Source organism: Acinetobacter sp. ANC_7512 (genome assembly GCF_056779935.1).
This window is the reverse complement of sequence record NZ_JBWYIX010000003.1, coordinates 20,120-33,305: the sequence shown is the minus strand read 5'-3', so window position 1 is coordinate 33,305 and position 13,186 is coordinate 20,120. Positions and strand designations below refer to the sequence as shown.

At 39.3% G+C, this 13,186-nt stretch carries 13 protein-coding genes; 4 read left to right on the top strand and 9 right to left on the bottom strand.

The window, feature by feature from the left end:
- Positions 1 to 3 precede the first annotated feature (3 nt).
- The 7 genes from AC1M9H_RS04010 to AC1M9H_RS03980 all read right to left on the bottom strand — a co-directional run bounded on the left by AC1M9H_RS04010 (position 4) and on the right by AC1M9H_RS03980 (position 5,623).
- Complete coding sequence (locus AC1M9H_RS04010) at positions 4 to 489, bottom strand: NUDIX hydrolase (protein WP_481612801.1); 486 nt, start codon at positions 487 to 489, stop codon at positions 4 to 6.
- Between the two features lie 676 nt (positions 490 to 1,165).
- Positions 1,166 to 1,285, bottom strand: a complete 120-nt coding sequence (locus AC1M9H_RS04005; RefSeq protein WP_481586643.1) for an SRPBCC family protein — start codon at positions 1,283 to 1,285, stop codon at positions 1,166 to 1,168.
- Between the two features lie 58 nt (positions 1,286 to 1,343).
- Entirely contained in the window at positions 1,344 to 2,003 is a 660-nt protein-coding gene (locus tag AC1M9H_RS04000; protein WP_035265744.1) for an HAD-IA family hydrolase, read from the bottom strand.
- A 109-nt stretch (positions 2,004 to 2,112) separates the two neighbouring features.
- The gene (locus AC1M9H_RS03995; RefSeq protein WP_035265745.1) at positions 2,113 to 3,141 is read right to left on the bottom strand and encodes a MerR family transcriptional regulator; all 1,029 of its coding nucleotides are present in this window, start codon (positions 3,139 to 3,141) and stop codon (positions 2,113 to 2,115) included.
- 199 nt (positions 3,142 to 3,340) lie between these two features.
- Positions 3,341 to 3,871, bottom strand: a complete 531-nt coding sequence (locus tag AC1M9H_RS03990; RefSeq protein ID WP_092766088.1) for a gamma carbonic anhydrase family protein — start codon at positions 3,869 to 3,871, stop codon at positions 3,341 to 3,343.
- Positions 3,872 to 3,956: 85 nt separating this feature from the next.
- Complete coding sequence (dacC, locus tag AC1M9H_RS03985; protein WP_481612800.1) at positions 3,957 to 5,105, bottom strand: D-alanyl-D-alanine carboxypeptidase PBP5/6; 1,149 nt, start codon at positions 5,103 to 5,105, stop codon at positions 3,957 to 3,959.
- A gap of 119 nt (positions 5,106 to 5,224) precedes the next feature.
- Entirely contained in the window at positions 5,225 to 5,623 is a 399-nt protein-coding gene (locus tag AC1M9H_RS03980) for an MCR_0457 family protein (RefSeq protein WP_092766090.1), read from the bottom strand.
- Between the two features lie 290 nt (positions 5,624 to 5,913).
- Here AC1M9H_RS03980 and surE point away from each other — a divergent pair, with 290 nt between their 5' ends.
- The 3 genes from surE (at position 5,914) to AC1M9H_RS03965 (ending at position 8,688) form a co-directional block, all read left to right on the top strand.
- A complete protein-coding gene (surE, locus tag AC1M9H_RS03975) occupies positions 5,914 to 6,684 on the top strand; it encodes a 5'/3'-nucleotidase SurE (RefSeq protein WP_035270482.1) in 771 nt (256 codons plus the stop codon).
- Positions 6,685 to 6,812: 128 nt separating this feature from the next.
- Complete coding sequence (locus tag AC1M9H_RS03970) at positions 6,813 to 7,652, top strand: peptidoglycan DD-metalloendopeptidase family protein (protein ID WP_481612799.1); 840 nt, start codon at positions 6,813 to 6,815, stop codon at positions 7,650 to 7,652.
- A gap of 103 nt (positions 7,653 to 7,755) precedes the next feature.
- Entirely contained in the window at positions 7,756 to 8,688 is a 933-nt protein-coding gene (locus tag AC1M9H_RS03965; RefSeq protein ID WP_179998372.1) for a LysR family transcriptional regulator, read from the top strand.
- A gap of 74 nt (positions 8,689 to 8,762) precedes the next feature.
- Here the strand turns inward: AC1M9H_RS03965 and AC1M9H_RS03960 are convergent, their stop codons facing one another.
- Positions 8,763 to 9,974: an aspartate aminotransferase family protein gene (locus AC1M9H_RS03960; protein ID WP_092766093.1), complete on the bottom strand. Its 1,212-nt coding sequence runs from the start codon at positions 9,972 to 9,974 to the stop codon at positions 8,763 to 8,765.
- 161 nt (positions 9,975 to 10,135) lie between these two features.
- On the opposite strand from AC1M9H_RS03960, the gene grxD reads away from it, so the two are divergent.
- Positions 10,136 to 10,477, top strand: coding sequence for a Grx4 family monothiol glutaredoxin (grxD, locus tag AC1M9H_RS03955; RefSeq protein ID WP_092766094.1), 342 nt, complete (start codon positions 10,136 to 10,138; stop codon positions 10,475 to 10,477).
- A 58-nt stretch (positions 10,478 to 10,535) separates the two neighbouring features.
- On the opposite strand, the gene AC1M9H_RS03950 is transcribed toward grxD, so the two are convergent.
- A complete protein-coding gene (locus AC1M9H_RS03950; RefSeq protein ID WP_481612798.1) occupies positions 10,536 to 13,154 on the bottom strand; it encodes a Lon protease family protein in 2,619 nt (872 codons plus the stop codon).
- Positions 13,155 to 13,186 lie beyond the last annotated feature (32 nt).

Below are 13,186 nucleotides of genomic sequence, written 5' to 3'. Positions count from 1 at the left end.
GGATTAGGCATCCAAATTTGAAATTAAGGGAGAATTTTGGTGCTCATAAACGAGCGATAAAGGAAATTTTTGTCCTGATTGGGCATCTTGAATGGCTTTGATGACCAATGGGCTACGCGCGCGAGCCGTTTCTAATAGCTCATCTAGGCTCATCCAAACAGCACCTACGATACCTGTATCTAATGTTGCATTGGCAAAATACTGTGTTGATTTTGCTAAAAAACAGAAGCGGTAATAGGTACGATCTGGATACATAGGTGGGGTATAGGTGTATATACCCAATAAATCTGTGACTTCAACTTGGTGACCTGTTTCTTCCATGGTTTCACGAACCGCGGCTTGAATAAGGGTTTCACCAGCTTCTACATGACCTGCAGGTTGATTAAAAACGGTGTGCATGACACCTTCTGTTTGTTCTTCTACAAACAGATATTTACCATCTTTTTCAACCACTGTTGCAACAGTGACGTGAGCAGTCCAAGCGGTCATAAAAAAGCACCAGATGAAGGGAAGGCATATTGTATAAAATTTTGAGGTGTGTGGCTATGATGGGAGGGGATTTCTTTGAAGGCGTTCTATCTTAAGTTTAACTAAGAAGTTCTTTGGATCAATAATTTAATAAAGGGCGTAGAACATGAAGAATCAACAAAAAAGCCCAATTTAAGTAAATTGGGCTTTTGAATGTAATTTAAGATTATGATTTATATGAAATAAAAAAGATAATTTAGCATAAGGTGTATTATGTTAATTTTAGGGGAATTTAAAAATTGAAAGAATAAAGAAGCGAAGTGCCTACATGGATCTGTTTTAATAAAAATAACAATTTATTACCCTATGATTTCAAATCTAAAGTTTTAATTCTACAAATAATTTTAGAGATTGATTCATGTATTCAAAATCTTTCCTTATAGATTTCAAATTATTACGCATCATAGGTACAAGTAGACCACTAAATGTCTCAGAATGTATGAGACAAGTGCTGCCATCTTCTTGGGAGCAAAGTTTAAAATGATGCTCCATCTAAAAGACCAGGGATTAGAAAGTGACCTAGCCAGCTTAAAGACTGAGCATTTTTAACTTCCAATAGTGTAGGCTTAAATTCCATTGCTTTTTGCTTAGTTGGGTGAATCCTAATCTTTAGTTTTTCACCTATGTTTAACTTTCCTTAAACTTTACGGATAAAGGGATTCCAACTCTCATACGATTTAAAATCAGTCAGTACCTGCCAAACTTGCTCCGGTGTCGCATGAATATCAATATGTGTAGTTATCTTTAAAGAAAGCATAATTTACCTCTGGTATCTAGAATGGCGATTCTCTGCTTATAAGCATAATTTAGTAGGGTTATTTTTTGCTGACAGTAATCCTCTTTATGGCAGACACATTTTCAAATGTCTCATCAGGTGACAATTTCTTTAAAAGTCTTTCTGTGCTGTAACCCCATGAAACTGCACCGAAAGCAATTCCTACCGATCTAGCTGCCTCATAATCGGTAATCTGATCACCTATATAGATAGTTTCTGAGGGTTTATAGCCTGCTTTTTTTAAAAGCTGCTTTAACCTAGATGCTTTTCCAAAAAAAGATGCACCGCATTCAAAGTAATTAAAGTATCGACAGCTTGAACCAAGAATACGGGTCACATTTTCGTATCCATTTGAAGAAACCAGGCCCACTGTAATTCCATGTTCATTAAGGTGGGAAAGCATTTCATCGGTATGGTCGAATAGAGGAATCTTTGAAGGATTTACCTTCATGAGTTTTATAAAATTCTGAGTAATCGCAGGTAGTTTCCATACTGGTATTCCAAGAGTTTTCATTAGCTCTCGGGAAGGTATTTCTCTAAAAGATTCCACTTCATCTAAATGAATCTTCTTGAAAGAGTGCATGTCAGCCAGATGATTTATAGTTGAAACAAAGAAAGGAAATGAATCTGCTAAGGTTCCATCAAAATCGAAAATAACCAACTTATATAGTGTAGTTGGATAAGTTTGTGATAATACCATTTACTCTACTTTCTCTATATAAAATATTTTGAAATCATAAGCTTAATGACTACCCCGTATTATGGGATAGCCACACTACTTTGATTATTTGAATAGAGGTAAGCATGTACTAAGCACAACGCATCAAAGCTGCTACTGCTTTTTCTAAAAATTGCAAAGTGGTAGGTTTGAGCCAGGTTCCCTCGGCAAGACTTGGTTCATTTTGCATGGCATTGCGAATCTTCGCATGTGTCGCTGGATTTTTGCCTGCGTAACCCTGTAACATGGAGAGCCATTGCTGTGCTAAACATTTTGCTTGTTCACTGTCAGGTTCAATCCCAGCACGAATGGCCTTCTCCAATCCAATCAATAACTGGGGCCAATTTTTCATCTCACGTACATAATGTTGCTTCATAAAAGCAAATTCCTGCTCGGATAAATAACGTGCAAAAACGTTCAGCTTACTCTCGGCAAATGCTTCAAGTAGAAACTCAACCACTTCCGGACGCACACCCAATTTTTCCTGAAATGCCGATTCAGCTGAATGCATGCTATTCAATTTAGCCAACCATTCAGGATTAGCAGCCGTATTCTGTTCGAGGGTCAGCATCCAGCGTGAAGCCAGGTTTTGGGCAGTTTCACTACTAGAAGATTCTCCGGCCTTAAAGAGTGCATTGGCTTCGATGACAAGCGCTTCCCATTCTTTTTGTTGTTTACTATCTGCCTGTAAAAAAGTCAGTTCTGCAAGTTCCTCTTTTGTAAAATATTGTTCGTACATAGACATAAGCTCCAATGTTTTTAGCCAATTGTCCAGTTCCAGCTCTTCACCATTCATCAGTTGATTTTTGAGACTGCTCAAACGATAGCGCAGTTGAGTCTGCTTAATGATCATCTGATCGATTGCCTGAATCTGCCGATCAATTAATGGGGCGAGTGCAAGGTTTGGACTATTAAGAACCGCGCCAATTTCTGCCAATGTCATTCCAAGCCCTCGCAATGCCTGAATTTGGTATAAGCGAGTAATATCTTGACGACTGTAAAGTCTATAACCGGCGTCGGAGCGGGCCGAAGGCTGAAGTAAACCGATATCATCATAGTGATGAAGGGTACGAATAGTTAACCCTGTTCGCTTCGCCAATTCACCGACTTGTAATAACATCTTTTGACTCCTTTATCCCTTAGGCATGTTTTATGCTAGAGGCTAACGTTACGTGAGGGTCAAGTATCTAAGCTATAAAAAATATTTATGGTAAATAATTTACATTTTTGATGTTTTATTTATTTAGGTAGTAAAATTTTTTATATTCCATACATTTCCATCTTCCATTTAACATAATGGCTGTTATGCGAATTCAAAATTATTTATAATTTCCCGAAACCTTTACATAATTCTGCGCTGAATACGGCAGAAACGCTTTTTCTTTATCAGTCAGTGGACGCACTTTTTTCACTGGGCTACCCACATACAAATAACCACTTTCTAAAACTTTGTTGGGTGGAACAAGCGAACCCGCACCTATCATCACATCATCTTCAACAACAACATCATCCAAAATAATCGTTCCAATACCGACTAAAACACGATTACCAATAGTACAACCATGTAATTTCACATGATGACCCACAGTAACGTCCTCACCAATAATGAGCGGTGAACCTTCAGGTTTATCAGCTTTCTTATGACTGACATGCAACATGGAATGATCTTGGATATTGGAATTTTTACCAATCCGAATAAAATTAACATCACCGCGGATCACAGCATAAGGCCAGACTGAAACATTCTCAGCCAAGAAAACATCACCAATCACTAACGCAGTTGGATCAATATAATTTGTTGTATCAAATTGTGGGTAAGTCTCTAAGTATTTGCGGATATTTTCAGTCATAAAAAATTGCCTGTTTTTACTCATTATAAACAAAAAAGCACCCAAAAGAATTTGAGTGCCTTTATATCTTTAGTCAAGCTGCGACTTAAAACAAATTACTAAAGAACTGTTTGATATGATCGATCATACGTGAGAAGAAACCAGCTTCTTCAACCGCTTGTAAAGCAACAAGCGGCTTCTCCGCAATAACTTTGCCGTCAAGTGTCGCTGTTAATTTACCTACAACTTGCCCTTGTTGAAGAGGGGCATTTAAGTTCGGTTGAACCGCGATTTGAGTTTGAATGGCATTTGCTTGACCTTTTGGCATAGTCACGTTGAAGTTTTCAGCAAGACCCACACTCACTTGATTAGATTGACCAAACCAAACTTTAGAAGTGGTCAACTCTTTGTGAGCGGGTTGAACACTGACAGTTTCAAAGTTTGCATAACCCCAAGATAACAAATCACGTGTTTGCGTTGCACGTGCTTGCATTGATGGAGCACCAAAAATCACTGAAATTAAACGCATTGGGCCACGTTTAGCTGAAGTCGTTAAACAATAACCAGCTTCAGAAGTATGACCTGTTTTAAGACCATCTACACTCGGATCTGTATATAGCAACGCGTTACGGTTACCTTGCTTGATCCCATTAAAAGTAAACTCTTTTTCAGAGTAAATAGGATAATACTTTGAACTGTCATGAATGATGTGCTTCGCAAGGGTAGCCATATCTTTCGCTGTAGAATAATGACCTTCAGCAGGCATACCTGTTGAGTTCATAAAGTTCGTGTTGGTCATGCCAATACGCTTTGCTTCTTGGTTCATGCTGTGTACAAATGTACCTTCATTCCCAGAAATATGCTCAGCCATCGCCTTAGATGCGTCATTACCAGATTGAATGATAATCCCGCGTAACATTTCCAATACGGTTGCTGTGCCATTGAGAGGTACATACATACAAGATTCTGTACTACTACCACGACACCAAGCAGACTCGTTCATACGAACTTTTTCATCTTCCGTGAGTTCACCGTTCAACAACTTTTGTTCAATAATGAAACTGGTCATCATCTTGGTCATTGAAGCAGGCGCAAGTTTTTCATTTTCATTTTTACTTGCGAGAATTTGACCTGTTTCATAATCCATCAAAACGTAAGACTTGTTATTGAGTTCTGGTGGTGAAGATAAAACAGTTGCTGCATAAGTAAGTGAAGGTAATAGTAATAATGCAGCAATGGCGCTTTTTCGGGTCATTCTATGTAGTTCCAATCTTGTATGAACGCAAAAATCAGCTTTGCATTCTAGGACAAAGCAAAGCCGACTTCTAGCAGTGGAGTCGGCTTATTTCAATCGAATTGTAACTATTTCGTGCTCTATTTAACTGAAGACTGATATTTTTTTATATCCTCGCACACTTGTTGATTTGCTTTATCTCCAGCGTTTTTCGCATCTTGTCTTGCTTGAGCTAATGCTTGCTGATAATCCTGTTGTTTAATTAGATTGTTCAACGTGGTTTGAGGTGAATTTTCATTAGGTAAATAGTCCTTTAATAGCTTTTGATAGCCTGCTTTAAACGCCGCATCTTCTTCCACTAAACTTGGGCATGATTCTGAAAAGACATAGATTGCAGCGAGTTCATCTTTAGTCACTTTTTGTTGAGTAACTTCGATATTTTCTTTTAAGTCTTGAGCATTGGCGAAAGTGAAACTTGAAAATAACATTGAGCTGCTGATAAATGCGGTTGAAATCAATTGTAAAAAACGGTTTTGCATAAATGACTCAAAAATTAGTAAGTTAGTTATAAGAATAGAATAATCTTTTTTCGTGTTTAAAAAATAGAGAAAGTGTATTAATGCTGTTGGAACTCAGAAAGTAAAGAAGAAAAGTTCAGGTATGAACAGGGGGATGACTACATGCCGAGTTTTCAAGATTAAAGGGTAAGCAGATTTTCAAGATTAAAGGCGTTTAAAACCTCAATATCTATGCGTGTGCTCATTGTTGTGTTGGGGGATTTTGATTAGGCTATCGAACAGATGGGATTACATGAATTGAGTGAATTGTTTTGAATATTTTGATTGCCAACGATGACGGTGTGTTCGCACCAGGAATACAAGCATTAGCACAAGCATTAAAACCTTTGGGTCGAGTAGTCGTGGTTGCTCCAGAAAGTGAGCGGAGTGGTTTTTCAAGTGCATTAACGCTTGATCGTCCATTGCGACCCGTGCAAATTTCAGAAGATGTATGGGCAATTAATGGCACACCAGCGGACTGTGTTTATCTGTCCATGAATGGTCTATTTGATTTTGAATTTGATCTAGTTGTAAGCGGGATCAACAGTGGTGCGAATTTAGGCGATGATGTGTTGTATTCAGGTACAGTTGGGGCCGCGTTTGAAGGCCGACTCATGAAACAACCTGCAATCGCAGTTTCATTGGCTGGTCCAAATGTTCGTTCGTATCAAGATGCTCAAGATTATGCACAAGCTGCAAATTGGGTATATGAGTTTATTAAAAATGGTTTGCCTGAGTTACCACCGCGTCATATTTTCAATATTAATATTCCAGATACGGCTGAAATAAAAGGGACATTGGTGACTTATCAAGGAAGAAGAAAACAAACGAAACCGATTACCACACAAGTGGACCCGAGAGGTCGTCAAGTTGTTTGGATTGGTTTGGCTGGAGAGGCCGTAACAGATCCCGAAAAAAGCCAACTGGGTTATCAGTCAGACTTTTATGCCATTGCAAATGGATATGTCAGTGTGACACCGATCCAAATGGATGCTACCAACTATCAGGTGTTGGCTTCACTTGAATCTCAGTTAGAGCTTTAATTGAATGACCACAGGTAGGATGTGTTATAACTTTGTGAAAAATATATTTGAAACGGTGAATTTAGCATTAATTTTGCTAATCTTAAGCCGAATTCAGTCTTTTTAATCTTTTGTCAGAGAGGGAAATCATGCTTTTGGCCAGACCCAAAACAGTTTTGAAGTTGTCTAAACCATCTATTCACTCAGCATTGATCGCGGTTGCTGTCGCTTCTTTTCTTGGTTTGTCGGGCTGTGCATCGAAACCCCAAATCCACAATTCTGCTCGTTATGCTGTTGCCCCTGACTTCTATACAGTTCGTTCTGGCGACACTTTAAGTAAAATTGCGGCACGTTATGGATTGAGCTATTTGAGCATTGCGGAGATGAACGATATTGCACCGCCTTATCGCATCTATGTAAATCAATCTTTAAGATTAAAACCCTCTGGCAATCGACAAGTGACACGTTCGACCACGCGTCCTTTGACAGCGACTGAAACTCAGATTCAACGTCAAACCATTCAGTTACCAACAAAACCAGCTGTGGTTACGCCATCACCACAAACCACACCAGTACCAGCGGTAACTGCTGCAGTACCGACGACTTCGACTAAAGCAACTTCATTACGCTGGGTGAAACCATCGAATGGTCCAGTCATTGAAAACTTCAATGTGGCAAGTAATGTCAAGGGATTACGTTTTGGTGGCAATGTTGGTGATCCAATTTTTGCAGCAGCTGATGGTCAAGTGGTTTACGCAGCTGATGGTTTAAAAGAATATGGTAATTTGGTGCTCATTAAACATATTGATGGTTATATCACTGCGTATGCGCACAATAACCGGATGTTAGTGAAGAGTGGGCAAAACGTAAGTGCAGGGCAACAAATTGCAGAAATGGGCTCGAGTGGTGCAACCCGTACGATGCTTGAGTTTCAAGTTCGTTTAGATGGTAAGCCAATCAATCCAGCAAATATTTTGCCAATCAACTGAAGATATTTAGTGCAATTTAACAATTTCTTCGTATAATACAATGAGTTGCTTTTGTTAATTTTTGTTAATTAGAGAAGCATCTCATAATTTCAGAGGGAAATTTATGTTAGATCAACTTCGCTCGATGGGCGTATTTGCATGTGTTGTTGAAAAAAGCTCTTTCAGTGGTGCTGCTCGAGATTTAGGCATTACGACGAGTGCGGTTAGTCAGCAAATTCGTTCACTAGAACAAGAAATGGAAGTAACACTTCTGCACCGTTCCACAAGAAAACTAAGTTTAACGGAAGCAGGGCAGGCCTTTTTTCATAGCTGTCAAGAAATGCTCGCTGCAGCAGAGCGCGGTAAAATTCGAATTAATGAGTTACGAGACGATTTAGTTGGTGATTTACGTATTGCAACAACGCCAGAACTCGGTGCAACCCATGTAGTTCCTGCGTTGTCGCATTGGATTTCGGCACATCGTGGTTTAACCGTTCACTTTGAAGTTGAAAATCAATTTGTCGATTTGATTCAAGAAAGAATCGATATTGCAGTGAGAATGTGTTCTCGCGTGGATGAGTCTAATCACTTATCTTGTCTGCCACTTGCACGTGTGGATCAAGTCTTGGTGGCTTCACCAAGTTATTTGAATCAAAATGCAGTTATTTCAAGACCTGAAGATTTAGCACAGCATGATTTGATTCCAGTAAATATTGTAAAAAATCAGCAAATGATGACATTTGAACATAGTACATCGCGTGAATTGGTGAATGTGTCCATGGAAAATCGTTTACAGACAAACAATGTTTATGTCGCTAAATCATTGTGCCAAAATGGTCACGGCATTGCGCGATTATTATATCTAGATGTGCAAAAAGAATTAATGAATGGCACATTGGTTGAAGTTTTACCTGAATGGAAGTTACCTGCATACACTTTGAATGCAATGACATTAAAACGTGAACAACAACCAATGAAAATTCATCGCTGCCTAGATGCTTTAAAACAATATTTCAGCCAGTTGCCTGGTGGTCGAGTATTCCAAGAGGCATCTTAAGTGTTCTTCTTAATAAAAAAGCCGCAATATGCGGCTTTTTTATTGATCTTGGCTTAAGCCAAGAAGTTTTTAATCTAAGCCAAGAAGTTTTTAATCGCTGGAACTAAGCGTTTTAATAAATCATCAGCTTGTTCTTGATTCATATTCAACGCTGGCAACAAACGAACGACATTACCTGCGGTGACATTAATAATTAGATTGTGCTCTATGCGTGCAATATCCACCAACTCTGCGCATGGTTTTGGTAATTCAATACCAATCATCATACCAAAGCCGCGAACAATAACGTTTTGATCTGCAAGTTGTGTGCGGAATTGATCAACTAAGTATTGGCCAATTGTTGCTGCGTTTTCAACAATATTTTCTTTTTGCATCAAATCGATAATCGTGTAGACAATGCGCGAACCTAATGCAGTACCACTATAAGTTGATCCGTGGTTACCTGCAGTAAGAATACCTACACCTTTACCTTGAGTCATCACTGCACCAATTGGGAAACCATTACCCAAGCCTTTAGCTGTCGTCATGACATCAGGAATAATATTGGTATGTTGATACGCAAAATATTTTCCTGTACGACCGTTACCTGTTTGAACTTCATCTAGCATCATCAACCAATTATGTTGATTACAGATTTGACGAATTTCTTCAAGATAACTAAAACCTTGAGGTGCTGTATTTACACCACCTTCACCTTGGATCGGTTCAACGAGAATCGCGACGATATCCGGATGGTTGATTGCTGCTTCTTCAATTGCTTCAATGTCGCCAAAAGGTACACGGATAAAACCTTCAACGAGCGGGCCAAAACCTTCTTGTACTTTTTTATTGCCTGTCGCAGAAAGTGTTGCCATTGTACGACCATGGAAAGAATGATCAGCGACAATGATTTTCGGTAAAGCAATACCTTGCATATGACCATATTTACGCGCAATTTTAATTGCACCTTCATTTGATTCAGCACCACTATTCGAGAAGAAAATTTCTTCCATACCAGATACTTCAGCTAACTTTTGCGCAGCTGCAGTCTGCCAAGGTACTTCATAAATATTACTAGTGTGAATAAGCGTCGCCGCTTGTTCTGCAATTGCTTCTGCCAAAACTGGATGTGCATGACCTAGACCACATACTGCAATGCCAGTCAGCGCATCTAAATATTCAGTACCTTCAGCTGTATAAAGATACGAACCTCGGCCACGCACAAAGCTGATCGGTTGACGGCTGAATACAGGCATCAAATGAGATGGTTGATCAGTTTGAACTGGAGCGAGGGTGATATTGTTCATGTCTAACTCGTATTTGTTAGGTGGAAAATAAAAGTTTATCTAAGCAAAATCTGCTTAAGAATAAAAGCCTAATTGCAAATTAAACTGGAAAAATTTACCAATCCATACTCTTTACGGCGGTTTTAGGTATAATGCAGGCAGAATAGTTGAGGATTTAATCAATGACTGAACAAGTGCGTGATACAGAAGCGTTAATTCGTGATCAAATTGCAAAACATGCAGTTCTTCTTTATATGAAAGGCACACCACAGTTCCCACAATGTGGTTTCTCTGCACGTGCAGTTGAAGCATTGAGCCAAATTGGTCGCCCATTTGCTTATGTAAATATTCTTGAAAACCAAGACATTCGTGCGACTTTGCCACAAATTGCAAACTGGCCAACATTCCCACAATTATGGATCAATGGTGAGTTGATCGGTGGTAGTGATATTATGCTAGAAATGTTCCAAACAGGCGAATTAAAAACGCTCGTGGAGCAATATAGCCCAGCGCCTGAAGCTTAATTTGAGCGCAATAAAAAAAGCACCGATGGGTGCTTTTTTTATTTTTGAAAACTTCAAACTAGTTTGAAGTTTCATCAGCGAGTTGAGAATGTTGTTCTTCAACATTGATCGCTTTATCTTTTTTAGCTTTGTCTTTTTTCTTCTTTTTTTTCTTTTTCTTTGGCTCTTCTTCAATTTCAGCGCCATCTTCAATAGCTTGCCAATATTCTAGCTGCTCCATGACAGCAGCGTAAATTGATCCTTTGGTATAGCGACCTTTTTTATTTAATTCTCCGACAGGACGCGCCATGAGAATCTCAAGTGCTTGATCAATTGTGTTGATGGCATGAATATGGAATTGACCGGCCTCGACAGCATCAATCACATCTTGACGTAACATTAGATGCTGCATGTTTTGACGTGGAATAATGACACCTTGTTTGCCTGTTAAACCTTGAAGTTTACATGCATCAAAGAAACCTTCGATTTTGGCATTGACGCCACCAATCGGTTGTACTTGACCCAGTTGATTCATTGAACCCGTAATCGCCCATGACTGATCAATCGGCAGTTGGCTGATCGCAGAAATTAAAGCGGAAAGTTCTGCAACGGTTGCACTATCACCATCGACTTGACCGTAACTTTGTTCAAAAGCCAAAGCGGCAGAGAAGTGCAAGGTTTGTTCACGTCCGAAATGTGCTTTCAAGAAAGATGACATTAACAGTACACCTTTAGCATGAAGTGAACCGCCTAACTCCACGCTACGTTCGATATCTAAAATATCGCCGCCACCCTGATACACTGAAGCAGTCAATCGTGATGGTAAGCCAAACTCGACATCTGCGTAGTGAATCACAGACAAAGCATTAATCTGACCGAGTCGATGACCACGCGTTTCGATAAGCTGTGTACCACGAGATAAATCTTGCCAGTACAACTCTCGTAAATAACCTAGACGATATTGGCGGTGTTTGAGCGCAGTGCCGATATGTTCTGCTGTCACCATAGTTGCATTAGATTTGGATGCATGGTGATGAGATTCATGAATCAGATCACCTAAAGTTAAGGCATGTAGTGACAACGAACTCTGATCCTCTGCTTGACGACTTGAGTCGGTCAGTAAAGCAGCCAAGGCAGAACGATCAAATGGAAGTAGTTTAGAGGATTGAACATAGTCTGCAATCAAATGCATATAAGCTTGTTCATTTTCGTCATTACGTTGTAATGTGTCAGTAAAATCAGCTCTGATTTTAAAGATACTTCCTAACTCAGGCTCCACCTCCAGAATCTCATAATAGATTTCTGGTTCAGCCATTAAAATGACTTTCAATTGTAATGGAATCGATGCTGGCTCAATTGAAATGCTGCCCGTCAACGTTAGCATGTGCTCTAGAGATGAGAGTTTAATTTGACCAGACTTAATCGCTCGTTTGAGTCCTTGCCATGCATAAGGTTGTTCTAAAAGCTGCTCAGCCTCAAGCATTAAAAAACCACCATTGGCACGATGCAGTGCACCAGGTCGTATTAAAGTGAAATCAGTGCTGATAGTGCCATTTTGCGTTAATTGTTCAACATGGCCAAGTAAGTTGTAATGTGTGGGGAAATCTTCAAAGATGACTGGTGCCCCAGAATTTGGCTTGTTGCTAATGACTAAATTTGCTTGATAACGCGCAGGGACACGGTTAAATAATGCAGGTGAAAAATCACTTTCTTCCTGTTCTAGTACGGTTTCCACATTGTCGATAATATCTTGAGCATATAATTTTAAGTATTGTTCAAGATGTTTGATATCTGGAAATTTATTTAAAATATGTTCCATGCGAGGAATAATGACTTGTTTGGCAATGTCACGATTCAACTCAGACACCATATCACGTGCTTCATCTTCAAGATCACCAATTTGTAAACCTAAACGCTCAAGCTTTTTATCCATATAACGGATATTGGACGCAATTTCAGAACGTTCTTTGCTACTCAGTGCATTGATGTCATCTTGAGACATCTCTTGAATTTTATTGTCTTTAATATGAACAGGAATAAAGCAGTGTTCTTCATTACGACTGATCAACTTTAAATCAAGCTCTTCACCTTCTTTGGTGAGCTCAATCAAAGCTTGTTGTTGTTCATGACCTGTCGTTAAACGAATTTTTTCTATCCGATTGTGATACGTTTCAGCACTAAAACGACGTTCGAGCTGTTTGAAAATGGTTTGCCATGTTTGATGTAGCGTACTTTGAAACTTTGCGCCTTGTCCTGCAGGAAAGTTAAGCGCAATTGGGTTGCGTGCATTTTTGAAGTTGTATACATAAACCCAATCATCCGGTGTAGGCATATCTTTGGCATGTTGTTGGAGTAAGCGCTTAATCATGGTGCGTTTACCCAACCCTGCCGTACCCACAGCAAAGATGTTATAGCCTGAGTATGGAAGGGCAATGCCTGCTTCTACAGATGCTTTAGCACGATCTTGTCCTAAAAAATTATTAAGAGGCTTGATACGTTTTGTAGACGCAGGAATATTGTCATAATTTGGAATATGCGTCAGTTGTTCTGGTTTGAGTGCTGTTGCATTCAAGGTGTTTTGCGTGGCTTCAAGTTCAAATACGGATAGGAGCTTGTTTTGCGAGTTTTGTTCTAAGTTTGTGGATGTCGTGGTTAAAGCTACTGCGGTGGAACTAATTTGATCGTGTCTCTGGGTCACAGGTGAAATCCAAAACTATAATTTACATTTGA

What these genes read in the sequence shown, in the direction of transcription:
- AC1M9H_RS03965 (WP_179998372.1), top strand. Translation starts at nt 7,756, where the DNA reads ATGTTAGATCAACTTCGCTCGATGGGCGTATTTGCATGTGTTGTTGAA.
- AC1M9H_RS03980 (WP_092766090.1), bottom strand. Translation starts at nt 5,623, where the DNA reads ATGCAAAACCGTTTTTTACAATTGATTTCAACCGCATTTATCAGCAGC.
- AC1M9H_RS03995 (WP_035265745.1), bottom strand. Translation starts at nt 3,141, where the DNA reads ATGTTATTACAAGTCGGTGAATTGGCGAAGCGAACAGGGTTAACTATT.
- AC1M9H_RS04010 (WP_481612801.1), bottom strand. Translation starts at nt 489, where the DNA reads ATGACCGCTTGGACTGCTCACGTCACTGTTGCAACAGTGGTTGAAAAA.
- grxD (WP_092766094.1), top strand. Translation starts at nt 10,136, where the DNA reads ATGACTGAACAAGTGCGTGATACAGAAGCGTTAATTCGTGATCAAATT.
- dacC (WP_481612800.1), bottom strand. Translation starts at nt 5,105, where the DNA reads ATGACCCGAAAAAGCGCCATTGCTGCATTATTACTATTACCTTCACTT.
- AC1M9H_RS04000 (WP_035265744.1), bottom strand. Translation starts at nt 2,003, where the DNA reads ATGGTATTATCACAAACTTATCCAACTACACTATATAAGTTGGTTATT.
- AC1M9H_RS03960 (WP_092766093.1), bottom strand. Translation starts at nt 9,974, where the DNA reads ATGAACAATATCACCCTCGCTCCAGTTCAAACTGATCAACCATCTCAT.
- AC1M9H_RS03990 (WP_092766088.1), bottom strand. Translation starts at nt 3,871, where the DNA reads ATGACTGAAAATATCCGCAAATACTTAGAGACTTACCCACAATTTGAT.
- AC1M9H_RS04005 (WP_481586643.1), bottom strand. Translation starts at nt 1,285, where the DNA reads ATGCTTTCTTTAAAGATAACTACACATATTGATATTCATGCGACACCG.
- AC1M9H_RS03970 (WP_481612799.1), top strand. Translation starts at nt 6,813, where the DNA reads ATGCTTTTGGCCAGACCCAAAACAGTTTTGAAGTTGTCTAAACCATCT.